The sequence below is a fragment of the Spirosoma koreense genome, assembly GCF_054777875.1.
In genome coordinates this window covers 482,777-504,265 of record NZ_BAAHAC010000002.1, presented here as the reverse complement: position 1 = coordinate 504,265, position 21,489 = coordinate 482,777, and the positions used below count along the sequence as shown (strand labels likewise).

Genomic DNA, 21,489 nt, shown 5'->3' with positions numbered 1-21,489 from the left:
GAAAACTATCTGGCCTAAAAGGCCACAGCCCCACCAGATGGCGGGGCTGTGGCGTAAATTAACAATCTGTTTTTATCGGTTGATGATAAAACGACGCGAAACATCGTAACCGGCCGATTTGACCCGAACCAGATAAACGCCCTGGGATAGACCCGTCAGATCGATAGCTTTCCGTTCGTTGAAAGAAGATATCTGGCTGGTAAAGAGAAGTTGACCGCTTAGCGAAAACACCGAAACTTCGGCATTACTCAGATCTTCGATCGTTTCGAGGGTTATCCGGCCATCCGACGATGGATTCGGATACACACTCAACCCTCCGTTCGACTGATCGAAGGTGAAACCCTTCGGCGTACTGTAATCCGAATAGCAAGTCAGGCTGTTATTATTCAGTGTGAAAGTCGACCTGGCGCGGGCCGAATAATTGGCCGAGACAATCACCTTTACAACAGCACTGGTTGGAGCAATAGCTTCGCCCCCCCGTCGCCAGTCAAATAGATCCGATTGGCCGCCTGTAGGAGTGGGCAGTACGGCCTGTAAAGTGTAAGCCCCGATCTGTTCGATGCTTGGCGTTGGCAGCTTGGGCCGAACGATCAGGCTGATGGGCGCCGATTGGGCGGATTTACAGCCATAAATATTTTGCGCCTGGAGCGAGTAGTCGCCTGCCTTATTTAATGTGTACGTACGGCTGGCTGTAACGGCCGTGCCGCTGGTCCAGAGCCCTATGCTGTTGGTCGCTACATTAGCGATCAGAGCCAGAGTCGAGTCGGTACATATTTGCTGCTGCCTGTCGGCCACTTTAGCCGCGTCGCGAGCCAGCGAAATGGTTGGCGTTGCGGGTTGAATTGGGCTTTGTACATCAACAGCGGGGGTCAGAAACGTATTGCCTTTCTGATCTTTAACCGTCGCCCGATAAAGACCCGGCTGGGTAACCGTGATGGTCTGCGTAGCCTGGCCAGAATTCCAGGTATAGGATTTGTAAGCAACTGGTAAGCTTAACGTCAGGGTGCTGTTCGACGAACCGCAGGCTACAGTAAGCGATGGAGGAGGCAAGGGTGGTAGCGGCCGGGAGCTGGCAAAGAACACCGCATTGAGCGATTCGTACCAGGCCTGACCCAGATCATTCAGTCCTTTATCGCCCGGATTGTTGGTTGGCCGGTTGCCAAAGTGTACTTCGTCGAAGCGCGGGATTTGGATATTGTCTGTAAAAGGACCGGCAAATACGTTGTTGTTGTATGTATTTATGACATCATTTTGTGCCTGAATGATGTCCTGACTAACTTTTCCTACGTTGTAAGACGATCGGGCCAGCACCCAGGCCGTGTACCGATCGGTGTCGGCCCGGATCTTATTGACAATATACTGCATGGCTTCGGCGTATTCTTTCCTGGTCGAGTTCAGCGGGATATTGTCTGTCTCGCCCTGCTGCCATAAAACAGCCCGCAGACCCTGTAACGAACAATAGTAGCGCAGAGCGATAGCTAAATTGGCATAAGGCATTCCGGGAGGAAAGTTTTCATTAGGCGTGCCAATGGCAAAAATATTCTTGGTGATCTGATTGTTGGAACTCTCTTGCCAGTTTTTGATCGTGGTACCCGCCCAGGCTGTATTGATGAACAGCACCGGAACATTGTATTGCTTCACCAGCAGATCGCCTAATACGCCCCAACACCAGGCGCTCTGACCACGAGGGCCAATCAGGGAGGTCGCACTCAACTGCTGAAACGTCGGCGCTGGTGGATCGTTGAGCGAATTGGCTACGCTATTGTCATACGTTACGCAGTTGACCCGGTCGTCGCCAGCTCCCATAGCCCCGTAATTCTGAAAACCCTGCGCGTTGGATTGACCCGTGATAATGAATACTTCACCGATGCCGACCTTTCGAATGACATCGGTCCCAATGACTTTGCCACCTGCAAAGCTCTGAACTTCCAGCCGGTACCAACCGCCTTTGGCCTTTAGCCCACCCTGAAAAATCCCACCTTGTGGGTTCTTCTGGATGGTGAACCAATCGGTGTTCAATCCCTGGCCATTCTCTTCTGCCTGCACCCTGGCCTGCACACTGTCGGTCGGTTGGTAAATACTGCCCGATACATAAATCGTACTGGTGTTGTCGTTCTCTCGCTGAAATATGGCCCGGCTTTCCGGGTACGTGATTTTAAGTGCCTGAGTAGTCTGAGCTGATATTGTCGAGCTGACAGCCATCAGGCCAAGCATAAACAGGGATAATAAAGAATAGCGGTTTTTCATCTGATATCAATCAATAAGTTGCACGGACCAGTAGTCACCTGGCCTAAGAATCTATCCGCAACCCCTAGCCAAATGGTGGCTTTACCGACAGATTTCGTACAAGTTAGTTTCCCGGTAAAGTGCAATATTAGGGCTAATTTTTTAGATTAAACGGTATATGTGAAATTAATATTACAATCCAAGTATAATTCGCTTGGAAACGTTGAAGTCGGCCGCCTGAACACGCAATAGATACGAACCGGAAGGTAAACCAGACAGCACCAGCCTTTTGCGCTCGTCGAAAAGTGGGACCGCCGTTGAATAAACTAGCTGGCCATAGAGCGTGAATAAAGTTACTGTAGCATTTACCAGATTCTCCTGGGTTTCCAAAACGATGATTTTGTCAGGGTTGGGGTTTGGGTAAATGCTGAGCCCCTGGTTGTTGGGGTCGATGGTAAAGGAAACAGGAGCTGATGGGTGCGAAAAACAGGTTAATACTGGCGAATAAATTACAGACGATCGAGCGGTGTAATTTCCCGTCTGGTTAGCCTTGATAATAGCTGTCTGAGCCGCCAGCGAATCAGTACCCCGGTACCAGCGAAATTCTGTACCGTTTGAAGAACTGACAGCCTCAAGTGTATAGGTACCAATGATATTGACTGTCGGTGGATCAGGCAGGGCTCTTAATTCGACGGCAATATTACCCGCTTGAGCCGAAATACAGCCATTTACGTCACGAACTTTAGCCGAGTAGGTACCAGCTGTACCGGTCGTAATCCGCTGTGTCGAATCGCCCGTACTCCAGAAAACGGTATAAGGACCATCGACCCGTAAGGTAGCCTTCGACTCCTCACAAATGATCCGGTCGGGGCTGGCCAGAATGGTCGGTGTATTAGGTAAGGGATTGACTTTTACTGAAATAACCGTTGAATATGGCGACAAACAACCAATCTGATCACGGGCCTGCGCAGCATAATTACCCGACGAGGTAACCACAATCGCTTTCGCATTCTGACCACTTGACCAGACCACGTCGAGCGGGCTGGCCGCTGTGAGCGTAACCCGATTACCGTCGCAGAAAGTCGTCGACCCGCCAGCCGTAACCGAAGGTGAAGCTGGTAATGGATTGACAGTGATCGTAATAATGTCAGACTGCTCCGACGTACAGCCGAACTGATTACTGGTTCTGACAGCGTAATTTCCTGATGTGTTCAGGGTAATGCTCTGAGTCGCCTGCCCACTGGTCCACTGATAAGCTACATTCTGCGGAGCCGTTAGGGTAATGTTGCGGTCAGCACAGAAGGTAGTAGGCCCGCTTGTGGCGATGACTGGTTTAGCAGGTACCGGATTAGCGGTTACTACAATGGTGTTCGAGCGAGCCGATGTACAGTTGAACTGATCGGTTACTGTTAGAAAATAGCTGCCCGAAGCCCCTACTGTAATCACTTTGTTTTGTTGGCCATCGCTCCAGTTGTAGCGTATATTATCCGCGCTGGTTTGTAAGATGGTATTATCACCCTGGCAGAAGGTAGTCGGTTTGGCGTTGGCGATGGTCGGCGTTTCGGGCAGCGGTTTAATACTGACGTCCACCACATTTGAGGTGAAATCGCAGCCACTTACGTCTCGATAACGAACGTAGTACGCTCCGGCTGTATTCGTTGAAAAAGTCTGATTGTTGCTGACAGTGGCGTTATTCTGCTGATTTACCCAGGTAATAGTTGAGTAATTGGTCACCAGATTCAAGCTGTTGCCTGCACAGACATAAGGAAGTCCGTTGTCGGCTACAGCGGCAACGACGTTCGGTACACTAATCTGAGTAGAAAAAGCTGTGTTGCCTAAGCCGTCTTTAACTTTTGCCCGGTATATGCCCGGGCCTTTGGTTATGGTATTGCCTGATTCGCCCGAATCCCACTGAATGCTGGAATAATTGCCGTTAAGCGTAATTCGAAGATTATTATTACCTCCACAGGCAATCGAAACCGTAGGGGCTGGCGTCGGATCGATAGGAGTGGACGACTGAAAGAATGAATCATTCAGGCTGTTATTCCAGGCGTTGGCAACATCTATAAGGCCATTATAATCAAAATGCAACCCGTCGACGTCGAAGAGGGGAGGGCGTTGGCGGGGAACCTGGATAGCATCCGTGTTGGGACCGGCAAATACATTTCCGGTAGAGCCGATAACAATGTCTTGGGCAGACGTAATAGAAGCATCGACTCCGCCAATAAAATCGCCATATGAAGCGCGGGCTACGACCCACGCCATATTTCTGTTGTAATCTCGGCGAGCCTGGTTGATTACCAACTGTAAATCACTTACGTATTGACTGGTGGGTGTGTTGATGAGATTATCGGCTTCGCCCTGATGCCACAGAACCGCCCGGACTCCCAGCATGTTCGCGTAAAATTGAAGCGCTATTTTCAGGTTGATATATGGCTGACGGGGCGGGTATGGCTGTCCATTGTATACACTGAAAGCCGTTCCTCCGTCGGGTGCGCTCTGCCGCCAGTTCTGAACTGCCGTGCCATCGAAAGCGGCATTGAAAAACATAACGGGTACGTTCAAACGTCTAACCAGTAGATCGCCCAACTGGCCCCAGCACCAACTACCTACTCCACGGGGGGAAATGGTAAAACCGGCGTAATTATCGAGTTGAGAAAAGACAGGTGTTGGTGGATCGTTTGGAAAACCAGTCGGTGGATATTGGTAATTAACGCAGTTAACCCGGTCATTTCCAGGGTTAGGGGCACTTTGATGAATCCCCTGTGCATTGGACTGGCCGGCAATAATGAAGACTTCGCCGATTCCAACACGTTCGATTACAGTTGTGCTGCCAACCTGCTGATCGCCATTCATGCCACGCACTTCGAGGTTGTACCAACCCCCTTGTCCCTGTAGATCGCCTGCGTATACGCCACCGGAGGCATTATCCTGAATCGTACGCCAGTCCGTCGATTGGCCCTGACCATCGCGAGCCTGCAACCGCGCTTCTACACGCGTCAGCGAGGATGTGTAATAGCCGGTGATGCGGATGGTGGCCTGCCCTGCATTATTTCGTTGAAAAACGGCTCGGCTTGTTGGAAAGGATACTTGAATCTGAGCGATTGCCAGGGAAGGAAATAGCAAAAAAAAAGCCATTCTGGCTATCCTATAGATATAGTTCATAGATAATTAAGACGTAGCCCGACGAATACCCTGATCATCACTTATCAATACATATAGTTAAACTGGCTCTGATGTTGTCAGATTTTGCCAGATCATATCTTTTAATTCATTCAATCCCCGTTGACTCACCGAAGAAATAAACGTTACGGGGACTTTCTTAGGTAAATACTCTTTAAGGCTTGTCAACGTGGCATCATCAACAAGATCTATTTTAGTAATCGCCAGCAGCCGGGTTTTATCCATCAGCTCTGGATTGAATTCGCGCAGCTCATTCAAAAGCGTGTTATATTCCCGCCGGATATCTTCCGAGTTAGCCGGAATCAGAAATAGTAGCACTGAGTTGCGTTCGATGTGCCGCAGAAACCGTAGCCCCAATCCTTTGCCCTGAGACGCTCCTTCGATGATACCTGGGATGTCGGCCATCACGAAGGATTTGAAATCTCTATAGGCTACGACCCCAAGATTGGGGACAAGGGTTGTAAAAGGGTAATCAGCAATTTCGGGGCGGGCGGCCGACAGGACCGACAGCAGAGTAGACTTCCCGGCGTTAGGAAATCCAACCAGTCCGACGTCGGCTAGTAATTTCAACTCCAGAACGACCCATTCTTCCAAACCTGGTTCTCCTGACTGGGCGTGATAAGGAGCCTGCTGGGTCGATGATTTGAAATGATCGTTGCCCATTCCCCCCCGCCCGCCCGGAAATAGAACAATCTCCTGTCCGTCTTCGGTTATTTCAGCCAGCTTTTCGCCTGTGTCGGGATTTCGGGCAATGGTGCCAAGTGGCACTTCGAGGATGACGTCTTCACCCTGGGCGCCCGTTCGTCGTCCACCTTCACCAGCTACACCATTACCCGCTTTAACGTGCTTACGGTATTTCAGGTGTAATAAGGTCCATAGCTGCGCATTACCCTGTAGGATAATGTGACCACCGCGCCCGCCATCGCCCCCATCGGGGCCTCCTTTAGGCGTGTGCTTTTCTCGTCGGAAGTGAACGGATCCAGCTCCACCAGCACCTGACCGGCAATTTATTTTAACGTAGTCAATGAAATTTGATGAAGCCATACTAGTTCTACCTCACAACCGATTCTTCTATTTTTTTGCAGATGGCGTCGAAAATATCGTCAATTTCGCCAATACCATCAATAGCCGCGAATTTGCCCTGTGCGCTGTAATAATCAGCGACGGGCATGGTTTCTTTATTATACACACTTACTCGTCTGCGAGCAGTCGCTTCGTCCTGATCATCGGGCCGACCTGATGTTTCCCCCCGCTTCAGTAAACGCCGAATGAGTTCCTCATCATCTACAACCAGCGCTATCATCGTTGTAATAGGCGTCTGATTCTGGCTGAGTAACTGATCCAGAGCTTGTGCCTGTAGAACGGTACGTGGAAAACCATCGAAAATAAAACCGGGTGCTGACGAGTTATCGCGCAACTTGCTTTCGATCATACCAATCACTACCTCATCGGGCACAAGTAATCCCTGATCCATCAACTGTTTAGCTCGTAAACCTAGTTCCGTCCCGGCGGCAATCTGGGATCGTAATAAGTCACCCGTCGATAAATGAACCAAATTGTATTTACGAATCAACTTCTCACTTTGGGTACCTTTTCCAGCGCCTGGTGGGCCAAACAGTACAAGGTTAAGCATACGGTTTTTAGGGAGTAATCTTGTTTAGTCAAAATTTGCGCCTGTAAAGTTAAGATACCCGTTGAAAATAATCGTGCTGACTGTCACGTGTTTTATTATTCGTAAAAACAGAAAAGCGTAGACATGGTGCCTACGCTTTTCATTAATCTGGTTTTAAAGCTATCAACTACTGGCGATTTTCTTTTTGGTAGTAGCCTTAGGAGCGGCTGGTTTGGCTGCCGGCTTTGCTGCTGCCGGGGCAGCTTTAGGGCCTTCCAGTGCTTTTTTAACGCTTTCGTCGTTTGGATCGAGGGCTAGCACCTTATCGAAGTATTCTTTCGCTTTGGTATCATCTTTCTTCAACAGACTAAATCCAGCCAGTGCTTTGTAAGACGTGATCAGATAACGCTTATAATCGGTTTTATCCGAAGAATCTGGCGCCATGGCCTGCTCAATGAATTTCTCATAGAGCGGTGCTGCCAGGCTAGCAGCCTTTTCTTTGTCGTTCGGATAAGCATAATAGTTAGCTCCTGCCCGATAATAGTAAGCCAGCGGATACTTTTTGCCATCTGCTTCAATCTTTTGCGACATGAGTGCAAAAGCTGAATCGGCACGCAGGTAGTACTGTTGTTTGACTTGTTTGATCTGAGCGGTATCCATTGGAGCAGCAGTGCTGTCCCGGCCTACCCGTGGAGCATACTGATAATTAGCCAGACCTAACCACAGGTAGTCATTATTCTGTGGTTTTTTATCGTTAGCAATAGTTTTAACGTAATAGTCGGAGGCTTTATCGTACTTTTTCAAGTCGTAGTAATTCTTGGCAATTTCACGATAGAGGTTCTCAGTCGTGTCCTGCGAAGCAGCCTTTTCTAAGTTAACGATGCTCAGTGAATCTCCCTGTGGTGTCCCTAACTGACCGTAGGCCCGGCCCAGGTATTTATAATCGTCGTAGATCACTTTCTGCGGAGCAGTCGAGATAAAGCGGTTCAACGACTCAACGGCTTCGTTATTTTTACCTAAAGCACTATACGACCAGCCGTACATCCGATCAATAATCGGGTTATTGATTTTTCCTTTCAGCTGGTCCAGATAAGTAATAGCACCCTGATAATCCTGAGCCAGGAATTTATACCGGGCTACGTCAAGCAACAGTTCCGGATCGTTCGTACCACTTTTCTGAATGTATGATTCATAATTCTGAGCGGCACTCTTATAAGCCCGTGAGTTTGCCAGGGCATCGGCGTAAGCCCGATACGTGGGTGCGAATTCTGGATCCGTCTGGATGGCCTGCTTGAAGTAATCCTGCGCTTTCGTGTAGTTTTTACCGCGCAGATACAGTCGTCCAATTTTGTAGTTGGCCTCCGCCAGCTTAGGATCGATCGTCAGGGCGTTTTCGTATTTCGTAATGGCATTACCACCATCATTTTTGAGGAAATACGCATCTCCCATCAGCATTTCAATCTCGGCGTTCTCGTTCTTTTTGTCTTTCTCATCGGCAATTGCCAGAAGACGGAGCGCTTCAGCCGGGTCATTCGTCTGATCCGACAGCGTGTACATTTCGCCAGCGCGAATCAGAACATCCTGGTTTTTGCTTTTTGTTTGCGCTACTGCGTTGTCGATCAATGATTTTGCGGTAGCACGGTCTTTCTTAGCTAAAGCAACACCGGCCAATCCCACGTTATTCAACTGGTTTTTAGCGTCGGCGGCAGCTCCTTTATCGAAAGCTGCTTTTGCTTTATCAAGCTGGCCGCTTCTAAGATAAAGATAGCCCAGGTAAAACTGATTTTCAGCATTGGGCGAACTGGATGCCAGTTGCGTTAGGGTTTTTTCTGCTTTAGGATAACGCTCAGCTTCTATATCTTTTAAAGCTGTCGGCAGATCCTGCGCCAGAACGGGAGCGGCCATAGTCGTTCCGATAAACAGGAGACTCAACAGCGATTTTTTCTGGTTGTTCATCATGTAAATCAAGTTGGAAATGAAACGGGTTAGTTCTATTTAAACAATCTACAAAATTAAAAAATTACGTTTAAACCGAAAAAACTTAGTTATTTAGTCAAGTTTATAACTCGATCATATGGCATTCTCGGCCAAAGGCCCAACTTACGAATGATCAGTGACCCGGCATCCCGGGCTATGTAATTTATAAGCCCACCGCCCAGACCCGGGTGGGTCTCACGGCTTAAGATATAAACCGGCCGTCGCAGAGGATATCGTTGCATGCCTAAATCTTCCTGAAATGGCTGGAAGTAATCATCCCGCGTCGTTGGGTTTGCTTTGTCCGACACGCCCATTACGCGAAGATCGCGGGCTAATTCGACCGACAGGGGTTCGTCGCTATCGCTGATCCAGTTAACGCCGATAAACCCAAGTGCCGACGGATTCTTACGAACAAAATCAATTACCTCCCGATTCGAGTGCGTCGTGAAGATGCGTAGTTTGCTTACGTCCTTCACATTAAATTTATTTAATACAAACTCTAAATTACTCGAATTGTTATTGTCGAATACTAAAGTTATGGGGGCTGATTGATTGCCTCCGGTCAACTGCGACCATTGCTTTGTTTGCCCGGTAAATACCCGACGTAGTTCCTGCATAGTAATCAGGCTATCGGTATTTGCTTTGTTGATAATAAGCGCTACCCCGTCGGTCGCAATCTTCTCCGTGGCTCCTTTTATTTTTCGCTGGTTCAACACCGCCCGCTCATTCGGTTTCAACGCACGAGTCGTGAAAACCAGGCGAGCGCTGTCGTGCAGCATCATATTAATGGCTTCCTGCTCAGGTTTGTACACAATCTTAAAGTGAGCATTCGGATAAATGCCGGAATAAGCTGACGTCAATTGCATAACCAGCGGAGTGAATGACTCATCGGCAGCAATAACGATGTCGCCACGGGACGGATTGTCCAGAGGTTTATCGCCACTACATCCTACTATGCAGGTCAATAACGCTGAAGCTGTTAATAATCGATTAATCATTTTCCTGGAAACGTTGGTAGGCGCGATAGGCCCGGAAAAGTCCGTAGATCAGCAGCAAAGCACCCATGCTGTAGCGCAGTGGCCCAGGCTCGGGTAACATGCCAAAAGACTGAGAGGAGGCAATCAGTGCGATGCCTCCTCCCATGTATGCCAGCGAAGCCAGTACTGAAATATACAGTGTTAGCTGCGCCGGACCTTGATTTTGTCTGCGCATTGAAAAAAATTACTCCAGCGTAAAGTTAATCGGCAGGTTGTATTTGACACGAACCGGACGACCAGATTGCTTACCAGGACGCCATTTTGGCATGCTTTTTACAACGCGCTGCGCTTCTTCATCGGTGCCAAATCCAAGTCCTTTCAAAACAGAAACATCTTGAATACTGCCATCCGTATTGACAACGAAACTAACGAACACCCGTCCTGACACGTTAGCGCGCTGAGCAGCTGCCGGATACCGTAAGTTTTTCTGCAGAAACTGTCCAAGTGCTGCCATACCACCCGGAAATTCGGGTTGCTGTTCAACAACTGTGAAGACTTCTTCTTCTTTCGGAGCCGCTTCGACGGCCACCTCTACTTTGGTTGGAGCAGCCGTTGCTTCAGGAGCGGCAATCACTTCTTCGGCGTTCGGGTCACCTTCCTGCGTTTTTTCAGCAGCAACGGCTTCTTTCAGCTCTTCAACGGCTGGCGGTGGCGTTTCTTCCGGAACTTCCTCATCCGGTTTTACTTCCGGCGGCAGGAATTTTACGGTATTCACTTTCGGCACTTCCACCGGTGGCGGTGGTGGTGGCGGTGGTTCATTTGGGTCGATAGGGGGAGGTGGAAGCTTCATCAAGTCTACCTCTACCATCGCCTGTTCTTCTTGCTCCGGAGTTAAAGCTGTAATGATGGTCGGCGCAAGTACTCCTAATGTAAACAGAATACCCCCGATAATCAGCGCGCGGGTTACTGTTTTAGGGTACGTTTTTCGCAGATCATACGCACCATACGCTTGGTTCCGGTTGGCAAACACGATATCATCGAGTGTTGCCTTGGAGTCTAATTCTGCCATGGTGTTATGCGTCAAATTTGGCTTTATCTTTTAGAAGCTTCTTTTCGTCCGGGGTCAACTGATCCACCAGGGCGTACCGTTTGGTTTTGGTTATGGCCATCTCATCCAGTACATCGACCATATTTTTGTAGGTCGACTGTTTTGTGGGCTTGATAACGACCACAAACTTATCAGCAGCTACTTTACGAGCGTTTTGCTGAATGGCCTGACGGAATTCGTATCCATATCCAACGCTCTTTACTTCGGGGTCTTCATTGGCGGCTTTACCAAAAATATAGTAGGCCTTGTTATCTTTTCCCAGAAAGATCGTCATTACGTTGGAAGCCTTGATTGGTTCCGTTTCTTCTTTTTGTGTTTTATCTGGCACGTTGAGCGTCATCGAAGATGGCTTGCTCAGGGTGGTGGCCAAAATGAAAAAGGTAATCAGGAGAAATCCCAGGTCGACCATCGGTGTCATATCCACACGGGTCGACGCTTTCTTGGACCGTACCTTACCACCATCATGTTTACCACCACCACCGCCAGTGTTAATTTCTGCCATGTTTTTCTTAACAGATTAGCTAGGTGAAAATCAAACGTTATACGATCGCCCAGGCATTAATCAGCTTTCCAACCAGCCGGCGGGGCTTCGGTGCCCGTAATCAGGTTGAATTTGTTGATGTTTTGTGCCTGCAGCGTAGCTAATACATTTTTGAATTCGGGGAATTTGGCGAGGTTATCACCTTTCAGCGCAATCCGAAGTTTGTTATTAGCCTTACGAGAATTGAATACCCAGTCTTTCAGCTCGTTCGTTGGACCGGCACCGGTTGTGTCGGTTGGAATCCCCGGTTGTTTTATCTTTGCCTGTTGTTCTTTAGGCAGACTCAAAAACGACTTCAACTGAGCGATTGGCAGACCGAAGTTCGACATCAGAGCGAATTCTTTCTTCTCTTTGTCGGTAAACGTAATGCCTTTCGCGGCTGCGATGTTGTCCAGCGTAGCAATACGTGTCTGCTGGTTATCAGTACCAAAATAGACCTTCCCATCGCGGCCAAGACCAATGGTCATGATGTCGCTATCAGGAACCTTAATGCCAGATATAGATGACGGGGTTTCGATGGCGGCAGCATCCTGAGACCGGAACTGAGCGGTCAGGATGAAGAACGTCAGCAAAAGGAATGCTACGTCGCACATCGCCGTCATATCCACCGTCGAACTGGCGCGTTTTATTTTAACTGCTGGCATGAGTTAGTTTGTTTCGTCCTGCCCGGCTTAGCCGGGCAGGGGAGTTAATTACATCAACTAGCACCGAACGGCTTAGTAGTGAGCCGCAAAGTTTTGCTGAATGCTCAGACCGATTTCGTCGATGTTGTACGTCAGTACGTCGATACGGCTGGTGAAGTAGCTATACATGATCGTTGCGATAGCGGCCGTACCGATGCCAAGCGCCGTGTTTACAAGGGCCTCCGAGATACCCGTCGACAGAGCGCCTGTGTCAGGCTGACCCGTAGCACCCATAGCTGCGAACGCGCGGATCATACCAAGTACTGTTCCGAGCAGGGCGATCAGCGTCGAAACCGAAGCCAGCGTAGCGATGATCGTCAGGTTCTTTTCGAGCATCGGCAGTTCGAGCGTGGTTGCTTCTTCAACTTCTTTCTGCAAGGCTACCAGTTTTTGTTCTTTGTCTAACTGCGTATCCGTTGCCAGTTGCTGATATTTAAGCAGGGCAGTTTTTACGACGTTACCGATCGAACCTTTCTGCCGATCGCACTCCTGAATAGCAGCAGCTACTTCATTCCGATCGAGCTGGCTTTTGATTTTCCGAACGAAGTCGTCGATCGAACCCGAACCGTTTGCGCGGCCGATGGTGATAAACCGCTCAATGGAGAATACCAATACGGTCAGGAAACAGGTAAACAGAATGGGTACGATAAATCCTCCCTTGTAAACGGTACCGAAGTAGTCGCCGGGCAGTGGTTCTTTTGTGTTATCGCCTTCCTGAAAGTGGCTGCCATCACCGAAAACGAACATATAAGTCAGGATACCGATAACCAGCAGTACGGGTATAACTAATGCTGGGTTCAGACCGCCTGACTTCTTCTTTGGCGCTGGTGCTTTGGCAGGTGCTGGAGAGGGAGTTTGTGTTTTCATTGTAACTGGACTGTAGGGTTAAAATTTAAAAGTTGGTTTGCCCGGTAAAAAAAGTGAAAAATTTAGACTCTTTCGGTTTGTGCACCCAAAAATTTAACGGAAATGCATTCAAGCCTCCACAAAAATATGGTTTTCTGATTAAAACCATACAATTCTACTTGTCAAATGTTTCACCTTTATTGCAATCCAGTAATAAATAGTTGGATATATCTACTTTCACCCAAAAGAAAATCTGCAAATGGAATCCTAGCTAAGCTGAGTCTATCTTGTCTAAAACAAAAGTCAATAGAAACTTCGGCAGAACAAATCAGATACCTTTTTGCAGTGATGTTCGATAAACCCCTATTTCTCAATACAACACTGGTAAGCTCTCCGAATCGCTTCAATCGGTAACTACGCTACGTGAAAACGGGAGGTGCGTTGATCATAAAATAATTGTTAAGATTACTGAGAACACCTTTTTGAAGGCCCTTTTATCTGTAGATGCCGAATGGAATGGGATTCCATAAGAGGCTGTAAAAAATTCCTGGCAGACGACCGAAAAAAGCGGAGCGGGGTTCTTTGGAGAAATGAAAATAGGTTGAAATAAAAAGAGATGCAGAATATGTTCTGCATCTCTTTTTATTTCAACTGTCGGGAAGGCGGGATTCGAACCCACGACCTCTTGCACCCCATGCAAGCACGCTACCGGACTGCGCTACATCCCGAATGGGAATGCAAAAGTAATGGATTATGACCAATGTACAATGAACAAGAGCATAATTTCTGCCTTACTGTTCATTGTACATTAGTCGATCCCGTTTAATTCTTACTGCTTCCCTGAGCGGCTGGGGGCTGATTTGCCCGTCGTTGCTGTTGCATAGGGTTTGGTCCCTGCGGGCCAAACCGTTGCTGTTGCTTAAACAACTGGAAACGCGTAGGCTGAGCTACTCGTGGGAAAGAGTTGTTCTCCGCATCGATGTCGGCAATCTCCTGATAAGGGTCGAGAGTCCACTGCTTCACTTTTTTGGGCGTAGCAATTACTTTCTTGATCGATACATCGTTGAACCGCCATATTTCGGCGGGGAATCGGGCAACCGAATCGGTGCCGTCTTCAAACTCCATCCGAACGATGACCGGCATGGGTATACCCCCTTTATTTTTCAGCGACAGGGTGTAAAAATTAGTACCACCGTAGGTTTCGAGCGTTTTCCGTTCGTCGGCGCTTAGAGTTGCCAGGTAATCCTGGTATTTCTTTTTGTCGGCTTCTGTTACCGCATACGGGTCATAACTGTTGTAAAAATCTTTCATGGTCGAGTCTTTCGCAACCACCGTCTCGGCCTGCGTTGCTGCATCGCGTTGCTTGCTGATGGTACCCGCCCGTCGTTTGGCGTCGGCACGAGCGGCTGCTTTGCTAACCTCAGGGTTGCCCGAATCGACCTGATACCAGTCGACTTCTACTAAGTCCTGATCGACAGGTTCGACGCCATAGAACCAGCCTTTCCAGAACCAGTCCAGGTCTACCCCCGAGGCATCTTCCAGCGTGTGGAAGAAATCAGCCGGCTCGGGGCTTTTGAAGGCCCACCGGCGGGCATATTCCTTGAAGGCATAGTCGAACAGATCCCGGCCCATGACCGTCTCGCGCAGGATGTTGAGCGCCGTGGCCGGTTTGGCGTAGGCGTTCGGGCCAAGACTAATGACATTGTCGGAAGACGTCATGATGGGTGACAGAACCGACTTATCTGACTTCATGTAATCCACGATGTATTGAGGCTCACCGCGACGGCTGGGGAAATTGTAGTCCCATTCTTTCTCAGCCAGATATTGGCAGAATGTATTCAGGCCTTCGTCCATCCAGGTCCACTGCCGTTCGTCGGAATTGACGATCATGGGGAAGAAATTATGGCCTACCTCGTGGATAATGACCCCGATCATGCCTGCTTTGGTCTGATCAGAATATGTACCATCTGGCTCCGGCCGACCACCGTTGAAGCTGATCATGGGGTATTCCATACCGCCCCCCGCCGTAGCATGACACGAAATAGCAACCGGATAAGGGTACTTGATCGTCCGATTGCCGTAAGAGCGAAGGGTATGTTCGACAACGCGGGTCGAATACTGGCCCCACAGGGGGTTGCCCTCTTTCGAGTAGAACGACATACTCCAGATTTTATGCCCATCACCGTACACATCGGTTTGCATAGCATCCCAGATAAATTTACGGCTGCTGGTGAACGCAAAGTCACGTACATTCTGCGCGTTGAAAATCCAGGTTTTTTTCCCAGCGGCTGCACCGGGCTTGGCCTTCTCAGCCGCTTCGGCTTCGGCTTGCGTAACAATAACAACAGGCGTTTTTGACGTAGCCGCCTGGGCCAGCCGTTTCTGCTGCGTAGCGCTCAATACCTGCTTATAGTTCTGACACTCGCCCGTTGCACCGACTACGTGATCGCTCGGAGCCGTGATCGCAACCTTGTAATTGCCGAAAATGAGCGTAAACTCGCCCTGGCCCAAAAACTGCTTGTTTTGCCAGCCATTTACGTCGTTATAGGCACACAACCGCGGAAACCAGTGCGCAATGAAGTAATTATAATTCCCATCTTTCGCAAAGAACTCCATGCCACTCCGGCCGTAATATTCGGTGATGAAGTAATTCCAGTCTACATGGAAAGAATAACTGGCGCCGGGTTTCAGCGGGGCAGGCAGGTCAATCCGCATCATGGTCTGGTTGATCGCGTACTTGAGCGGATTGCCCGACTTAGCGTCTTTAACCGCGGTGATTTTATACCCGTATTTATCCGTCGCCTGCTGGCTGCTCCGTTCGCGCACCGATGTCAGGTTCTGCAACTGCGCGAAACTCATGCCGCTTTCGTTGACACCACCCGTTCGGGTAACGCTGCCTATCGATCCTTTGGCGAACAGGTTCTGATCGAGCTGAAGCCAGATAAAGGGCAGTTCGTCGGTTGAATTATTATGGTACGTTACCGTCTCGGAACCGATAATTTTCTGATTCGCATCGTCCAATTCTACCTTGATGTCGTAGTCGGCGCGGTTCTGGAAATAATCCTTTCCGGGCGCACCGGCGGCCGTTCGAAAGGTGTTGGGCGTGGGCAGCATCGGACCCAGCTGTTCAAAGCGCGTATTGGCGTTCTGCGTCGGAGCCGTTGGTGCCTGAGCCTGTAAAGCGGCTGACCACAGGGTTAGACTGGCCAGTAATACTACTTTTCTCATAGTCTGTTGTAAGTTAATAAAGCTTGTTAATTACGACCGGTACCCTGTCTGGCCGGTGATAGCTGGCGTTGTTGCTGCATAGGGTTTGGTGCCTGATATCCGGATCGCTGCTGTTTGAACAGCTGGAACCGGGTCGGTTTAGCCACCGGCGGAAATGAATTGTCTTCCGTATTGATATCCGCAATCTCCTGATAAGGGTCGAGAGTCCACTGCTTCACTTTTTTGGGCGTAGCAATTACTTTCTTGATCGATACATCGTTGAACCGCCATATTTCGGCGGGGAATCGGGCAACCGAATCGGTGCCGTCTTCAAACTCCATCCGAACGATGACCGGCATGGGTATACCCCCTTTATTTTTCAGCGACAGGGTGTAAAAATTAGTGCCTGCCTCAGCCAGCAGCCGTTCTTCAGCCGTTAGGGAAGCCAGATAATCCTGGTATTTTTTGCGGTCTTCGGCTGTAACAGCGTAAGGGTCGTATCGATTATAAAAATCGCGCATAGTGCTATCCTGAGCCACTACGGTTTCATCTTTACTCAGGGCATCGCGCTGTTTACTGATCGTATTCAGTTTGCGCTGGGCAGCCGCCCGGGCTTCCGCTTTACTGGCCTCCGGGTTCTGAGAGCTGGCCTGAAACCAGTCTACCTTAACCAGTGATTGATCCACGGGTTGAACGCCATAGAACCAGCCTTTCCAGAACCAGTCCAGGTCTACCCCCGAGGCATCTTCCAGCGTGCGGAAGAAATCAGCCGGCTCGGGGCTTTTGAAAGCCCACCGGCGGGCATATTCCTTGAAGGCATAGTCGAACAGATCCCGACCCATGACCGTCTCGCGCAGGATGTTGAGCGCCGTGGCCGGTTTGGTATAGGCGTTCGGACCGAAAGTATTGCCGGGAATATTATCCGAGCTGCTCATGATTGGCACCTGCTGGGTCGAATCGAGCTGCATGTAGGGTACGATGTATTGCGGATCGATGCCGTGCGCCGGAAAATCGGCATCCCATTCCAGACAGGCCAACCCTTCGAGGAAGCTGTTCAGACCCTCGTCCATCCACGACCACTGACGCTCATCGGAATTGACGATCATGGGGAAGAAATTATGGCCTACCTCGTGGATGACCACTGAAATCAGGAAGTTCTTGGTGCCAACTGAGTAAGTGCCGTCTGCTTCAGGGCGAGCCCCGTTGAAGCTGATCATCGGATACTCCATACCGCCTACTGGTCCGTGAACCGAGTAAGCCACCGGATATGGATAGCCAAACGTCCGGCGGGAATAAGAGCGAAGCGTATGCGCCACGAGCCGGGTCGAATACTGGCCCCACAGCGGATTGGCTTCTTTCGGGTAAAGCGACATGGCCCAGACCCGCTTGCCTTCTACGCTCGGCTGGAGCGCATCCCAGATAAATTTGCGGCTGCTGGCAAAAGAAAAGTCGCGTACATTATCAGCCTTGTAGATCCAGGTTTTTGTACCCGTCGGTTTGCCTTTCTCCGCAGCTTCGGCTTCCGCCTGAGTAACAATCACGACAGGGTTTTCGCCCGGTTTGTCGCCTTTGTTTTTGGCTTCGTTCCAGCGCTTCTGCTGCGCTGCGGATAAGACCTGGGTCGGGTTTTGTAATTCGCCGGTTGCACCAACGATGTGATCGTTCGGTACGGTCAGGGCCACGTTATAATTGCCGAAAATAAGCGTAAACTCGCCCCGGCCCATAAACTGCTTATTCTGCCAGCCCGTTACGTCATTGTAGGAGCATAAACGCGGAAACCACTGGGCGATCTCATAAATATAGTTGCCGTCTTTCGGGAAAAATTCATAACCACCTCTGGCTCCGACGCTTTTTACGTCGACAATATTGAAATTCCAGTCGATAGAAAACGTAACCGACTTCCCAGGCGCAACGGGCTGTGGCAAATCGATCCGCATCATGGTCTGGTTGATGGTATACTTGATTGGCTTGCCCGCCTGATCGCGCACAGACGTTATTTTATGCCCGTAATCTTTGCTGGCCAACGCTGTGCCCGCATCGAGTTGCCGGAAGGAAACGTTTTCTGGGTTAATACTGCCCGTTTGAGAGGTTCGGCCATTGACATCGGGTCGGAACAGATTCTGATCCAGCTGGAGCCATAGGTAAGGCAGTACGTCCGACGAACGATTATGGTACGTAATGGTTTCGGAGCCGGTTATTTTTTGCTTCGTGTCGTCGAGCGTGGCTTTGATGGTATAGTCGGCGCGGTTCTGGAAATAATCCTTTCCGGGCGCACCGGCGGCTGTGCGGAAGGTTGTCGGAGCCGGCAGCATGGGCCCTAACTGCTCAAAACGGGTGTTTGCCCGCTGCGTCGAAGGAGCCGGCGCTTGAGCGACCACTAACTCTGCCGAGATTGCTAAACTTACGCCCAGCAAAATTATCTTTTGCATGTGTTCGGTTATAGTTGTTGATAAGCGGGGTAAAATTACAAAAAAGGCCTTGTAAGTTTTCTATCGAAAAGCGAATAAAGGTTTTCCGGCCTACAGGTTACCTAATTTAGTAGCTCACTCAGATACTCGTTACTGATGATGAGCGATAAAGCCATACCTGCAACGATGCCCGATACGATAAGCGTCCAGCGAAGACGGCTGCTGCGCACCAGATCCAAAGCGACGTACGTTAATCCGAGTACCAGGCTGACAATAACCAGCTGACCCAGTTCCAGTCCGAGATTAAACGCCAGTAGTGGCTTCAGAATAGAAGCTTCGCGACCCAGCAGACTCCGTAAATAATTGGAAAATCCCATTCCGTGGATCAGACCAAACGACAATGCCAGGCCATAGCGCGCGGTCTGGTTAGTGAACCGGGTCTGTTGAATACGGCGTGAGCCAGGTTCCTGAAAGAAGAAATTGACAACTGCCGTGATCAGAATGGTGACCGGAATCAGGAGTTCGATTAAGGCTGTTTTGTAATGAATTAACTGCAGGGTTGCTAGCGCCAGAGTAATAGAGTGGCCAATGGTAAAGGCAGTTACCAGAATCAGCACCTGCCGCCATTGATGAAGGGTGTATACCGCACAAAGCGCTATAACGAACAGGATATGGTCGTAACCGCCGGGATCAGTAATATGGTCGAAGCCCAGCCGCAGGTAAATCAAAAATTCTTCCATACGCTATTCTTTGAACCAGTCGGCATACATCACATAATTAGCCGCCGTTCGCCTGAAGGTTTCAGCTTGCTCGGGCGAAACAGCTTTCAGGAAGCGGGCCGGATTACCTGCGTATATGGAACCGGCTGGCACAAGAGTATGCTGGGTCACGATGGCTCCAGCGGCAATGACACTACCCTCGCCGATAACCGCTCCGTCCATAACGATGGCGCCCATGCCAATCAGCACATTATCTTCCAGCGTGCAGCCATGCACGATGGCGTTGTGCGCAATGGAAACGTAATTACCGATGGTAGTTTTATATCGTTGATAAGTACAATGAATGATGGCACCATCCTGAATGTTAGTACCGTCGCCGACACTAATCGAGTTGACGTCGCCCCGGACCACGGCGTTGAACCAGACCGTACAGTCACGTCCCATCGTTACGTCGCCAATTATCGTCGCTGTATCCGCAAACCAGCAGTTTGCGCCGAATTGGGGATGAATACCCCGAACAGGTTTAAGTAGTGCCATAGCACAAATATAGGCTGATCGTCCCGTCTATAGCTATAAATAGAAAACAGAAGGACCGATTCGGCGAATCGGTCCTTCTGTTTTATGATAGAGTACTCCGTACCTTATTTCTTATCGATTTTATCGGCCGCTTTGTCAAGCGCATCACCGATATCATCGACGACTTTATTTGCCTGCTTTTTCACTTTATCGAAGTCGTCTTCGGAAGTGCGCTGAACCTTGATGTACGAATCCGATAACTGATTCCGCTTGTCTTCCAGATCCTTGATTCGATCTTCGCGTTTTTTGCGGTCCCTCCGGCTTTCGTTTTTTACTTCGGCCTTGGCATCATCGAGTTGTTTATCGATTTTGTCCATCTGGTCTCCCAAACGGTCTGTCAGGTCGCGCCGGTCTCGATCGAAAGAGCTTTTATTGTCCCGGTCGTTATCCCGGTTGCTCCGCCGGTCATCCCGATTGTCGGAGTTGTTATTCCGGCTGTCGGAGTTGTCGTTCCGGTTATCGCGGTAATCATCGTTTCGCCGATTGTCGCGGTTATCCGAAGAATTATTGTTGCGGTCGCGGTCGTCAGAGCGGCTGTTATCCCGGTCGTTGTTGTTTCGGTTGAACAGGGAATTGCCCCGGTCCCGATCGTCATTCTGCCGGTCGTTCCGGTTATCGTAGCTGTCCCGGCTATTCCGGTTGTCGTACCGGTCGTTGTACGAATTCCGGTTATCGCGGTTATCGTTTCCCCGATCGTTGTACGAGTTCCGGTTATTCGAGGATCGGTCGTCGGAGCGGTCGTTGTATGAATTCCGATTATTCGAATAGCGGTCATCGTTTCGATCCCGATCATTATCGCGGTTGTCGTACCGATCGTTGTATGAATTCCGGTTGTTATACCGATCATTATCCGACCGATTGTTGTAGGAGTCGCGATTATTGTTCCGATCGTCGTTGCGGTCGTTATAAGAATCACGCCGGTCGTTATAGCGGTCATTAGTCGAGTAGCGGCCGTCGTTATCCCGATCGCTGTTGCGCCGGTCGTTATAACCCTGATTGTCGTCGTACCGATCATTATACCGGCTGCCATACGAATCGCTGCCCGACATGCGACCAGGCCGGTCGTTGTTATCCCGATCGGTTGAAGATCGGTAAGCACTACTATATGGATTCCGATAGGTACTGTATGAGTTGTTATACGAATCGTCGTCCCGTGAACTGTTCCGGCTCATTCGCCGGTCGTCGCGGTCTCTCCGACTGAAAATAGTAGTTCCTCTATCGTTATTGTAATCCCGATCGCGTGAATTCCGATCATCGCGATCATCGCGCCCGGAGCCCGACCGATCGTCGCGCTGTACCATGTCCTGCCGGCTGTTCTGCGAATCACCGTACAGCCATTTTTCAGTAGCTGCGCAGGATGATAAACCAACGGTAGCTGCTAGAAAAGCCCCAACTACCCAAATTTTCCTTTTCATAGCGTTGCGTC

Annotated in this window: 16 protein-coding genes and 1 tRNA gene; all 17 read right to left on the bottom strand. The window is 49.7% G+C overall.

From position 1 onward, the window contains the following. Positions 1-72 precede the first annotated feature (72 nt). The gene (locus ACYVC2_RS02670; RefSeq protein ID WP_461100730.1) at positions 73-2,247 is read right to left on the bottom strand and encodes a T9SS type A sorting domain-containing protein; all 2,175 of its coding nucleotides are present in this window, start codon (positions 2,245-2,247) and stop codon (positions 73-75) included. Between the two features lie 171 nt (positions 2,248-2,418). Further along, complete coding sequence (locus ACYVC2_RS02665) at positions 2,419-5,364, bottom strand: T9SS type A sorting domain-containing protein (RefSeq protein WP_461100729.1); 2,946 nt, start codon at positions 5,362-5,364, stop codon at positions 2,419-2,421. Between the two features lie 84 nt (positions 5,365-5,448). After that, entirely contained in the window at positions 5,449-6,453 is a 1,005-nt protein-coding gene (obgE, locus tag ACYVC2_RS02660) for a GTPase ObgE (protein WP_461100728.1), read from the bottom strand. A gap of 7 nt (positions 6,454-6,460) precedes the next feature. Next, complete coding sequence (locus ACYVC2_RS02655) at positions 6,461-7,042, bottom strand: adenylate kinase (RefSeq protein ID WP_461100727.1); 582 nt, start codon at positions 7,040-7,042, stop codon at positions 6,461-6,463. A 162-nt stretch (positions 7,043-7,204) separates the two neighbouring features. Then, positions 7,205-8,980, bottom strand: coding sequence for a tetratricopeptide repeat protein (locus ACYVC2_RS02650; protein WP_461100726.1), 1,776 nt, complete (start codon positions 8,978-8,980; stop codon positions 7,205-7,207). Between the two features lie 86 nt (positions 8,981-9,066). Next, entirely contained in the window at positions 9,067-9,996 is a 930-nt protein-coding gene (locus ACYVC2_RS02645) for a PstS family phosphate ABC transporter substrate-binding protein (protein WP_461100725.1), read from the bottom strand. Beyond that, positions 9,989-10,210 (bottom strand): hypothetical protein, encoded by a 222-nt coding sequence (locus ACYVC2_RS02640; protein ID WP_461100724.1) that lies wholly within the window; start codon positions 10,208-10,210, stop codon positions 9,989-9,991. Before ACYVC2_RS02640 ends, ACYVC2_RS02645 begins: the two co-directional genes overlap by 8 nt. Positions 10,211-10,219: 9 nt before the next feature. After that, positions 10,220-11,044 (bottom strand): energy transducer TonB, encoded by an 825-nt coding sequence (locus ACYVC2_RS02635; RefSeq protein ID WP_461100723.1) that lies wholly within the window; start codon positions 11,042-11,044, stop codon positions 10,220-10,222. A gap of 4 nt (positions 11,045-11,048) precedes the next feature. Next, on the bottom strand, positions 11,049-11,585 hold the full coding sequence (locus ACYVC2_RS02630) for an ExbD/TolR family protein (protein ID WP_461100722.1): 537 nt from the start codon (positions 11,583-11,585) through the stop codon (positions 11,049-11,051). A 56-nt stretch (positions 11,586-11,641) separates the two neighbouring features. Continuing rightward, complete coding sequence (locus tag ACYVC2_RS02625; protein ID WP_461100721.1) at positions 11,642-12,268, bottom strand: ExbD/TolR family protein; 627 nt, start codon at positions 12,266-12,268, stop codon at positions 11,642-11,644. 72 nt (positions 12,269-12,340) lie between these two features. After that, positions 12,341-13,174: a MotA/TolQ/ExbB proton channel family protein gene (locus ACYVC2_RS02620; protein ID WP_461100720.1), complete on the bottom strand. Its 834-nt coding sequence runs from the start codon at positions 13,172-13,174 to the stop codon at positions 12,341-12,343. 633 nt (positions 13,175-13,807) lie between these two features. Next, positions 13,808-13,881: transfer RNA gene (locus ACYVC2_RS02615), tRNA-Pro, on the bottom strand. Positions 13,882-13,975: 94 nt separating this feature from the next. Continuing rightward, positions 13,976-16,381 (bottom strand): M1 family metallopeptidase, encoded by a 2,406-nt coding sequence (locus tag ACYVC2_RS02610; RefSeq protein WP_461100719.1) that lies wholly within the window; start codon positions 16,379-16,381, stop codon positions 13,976-13,978. Between the two features lie 26 nt (positions 16,382-16,407). Next, on the bottom strand, positions 16,408-18,789 hold the full coding sequence (locus ACYVC2_RS02605) for a M1 family metallopeptidase (RefSeq protein ID WP_461100718.1): 2,382 nt from the start codon (positions 18,787-18,789) through the stop codon (positions 16,408-16,410). 101 nt (positions 18,790-18,890) lie between these two features. Then, positions 18,891-19,508, bottom strand: coding sequence for a HupE/UreJ family protein (locus ACYVC2_RS02600; RefSeq protein WP_461100717.1), 618 nt, complete (start codon positions 19,506-19,508; stop codon positions 18,891-18,893). A 3-nt stretch (positions 19,509-19,511) separates the two neighbouring features. Beyond that, positions 19,512-20,024, bottom strand: coding sequence for a gamma carbonic anhydrase family protein (locus ACYVC2_RS02595; RefSeq protein ID WP_461100716.1), 513 nt, complete (start codon positions 20,022-20,024; stop codon positions 19,512-19,514). Positions 20,025-20,128: 104 nt separating this feature from the next. Further along, positions 20,129-21,478, bottom strand: a complete 1,350-nt coding sequence (locus tag ACYVC2_RS02590; RefSeq protein ID WP_461100715.1) for a sll1863 family stress response protein — start codon at positions 21,476-21,478, stop codon at positions 20,129-20,131. Between the last annotated feature and the right edge of the window lie 11 nt (positions 21,479-21,489).

Bases quoted from the DNA above. Each gene is read 5' to 3' on its own strand.
- ACYVC2_RS02670 (WP_461100730.1), bottom strand. From the start codon at position 2,247: ATGAAAAACCGCTATTCTTTATTATCCCTGTTTATGCTTGGCCTGATG.
- ACYVC2_RS02665 (WP_461100729.1), bottom strand. From the start codon at position 5,364: ATGGCTTTTTTTTTGCTATTTCCTTCCCTGGCAATCGCTCAGATTCAA.
- obgE (WP_461100728.1), bottom strand. From the start codon at position 6,453: ATGGCTTCATCAAATTTCATTGACTACGTTAAAATAAATTGCCGGTCA.
- ACYVC2_RS02655 (WP_461100727.1), bottom strand. From the start codon at position 7,042: ATGCTTAACCTTGTACTGTTTGGCCCACCAGGCGCTGGAAAAGGTACC.
- ACYVC2_RS02650 (WP_461100726.1), bottom strand. From the start codon at position 8,980: ATGATGAACAACCAGAAAAAATCGCTGTTGAGTCTCCTGTTTATCGGA.
- ACYVC2_RS02645 (WP_461100725.1), bottom strand. From the start codon at position 9,996: ATGATTAATCGATTATTAACAGCTTCAGCGTTATTGACCTGCATAGTA.
- ACYVC2_RS02640 (WP_461100724.1), bottom strand. From the start codon at position 10,210: ATGCGCAGACAAAATCAAGGTCCGGCGCAGCTAACACTGTATATTTCA.
- ACYVC2_RS02635 (WP_461100723.1), bottom strand. From the start codon at position 11,044: ATGGCAGAATTAGACTCCAAGGCAACACTCGATGATATCGTGTTTGCC.
- ACYVC2_RS02630 (WP_461100722.1), bottom strand. From the start codon at position 11,585: ATGGCAGAAATTAACACTGGCGGTGGTGGTGGTAAACATGATGGTGGT.
- ACYVC2_RS02625 (WP_461100721.1), bottom strand. From the start codon at position 12,268: ATGCCAGCAGTTAAAATAAAACGCGCCAGTTCGACGGTGGATATGACG.
- ACYVC2_RS02620 (WP_461100720.1), bottom strand. From the start codon at position 13,174: ATGAAAACACAAACTCCCTCTCCAGCACCTGCCAAAGCACCAGCGCCA.
- ACYVC2_RS02610 (WP_461100719.1), bottom strand. From the start codon at position 16,381: ATGAGAAAAGTAGTATTACTGGCCAGTCTAACCCTGTGGTCAGCCGCT.
- ACYVC2_RS02605 (WP_461100718.1), bottom strand. From the start codon at position 18,789: ATGCAAAAGATAATTTTGCTGGGCGTAAGTTTAGCAATCTCGGCAGAG.
- ACYVC2_RS02600 (WP_461100717.1), bottom strand. From the start codon at position 19,508: ATGGAAGAATTTTTGATTTACCTGCGGCTGGGCTTCGACCATATTACT.
- ACYVC2_RS02595 (WP_461100716.1), bottom strand. From the start codon at position 20,024: ATGGCACTACTTAAACCTGTTCGGGGTATTCATCCCCAATTCGGCGCA.
- ACYVC2_RS02590 (WP_461100715.1), bottom strand. From the start codon at position 21,478: ATGAAAAGGAAAATTTGGGTAGTTGGGGCTTTTCTAGCAGCTACCGTT.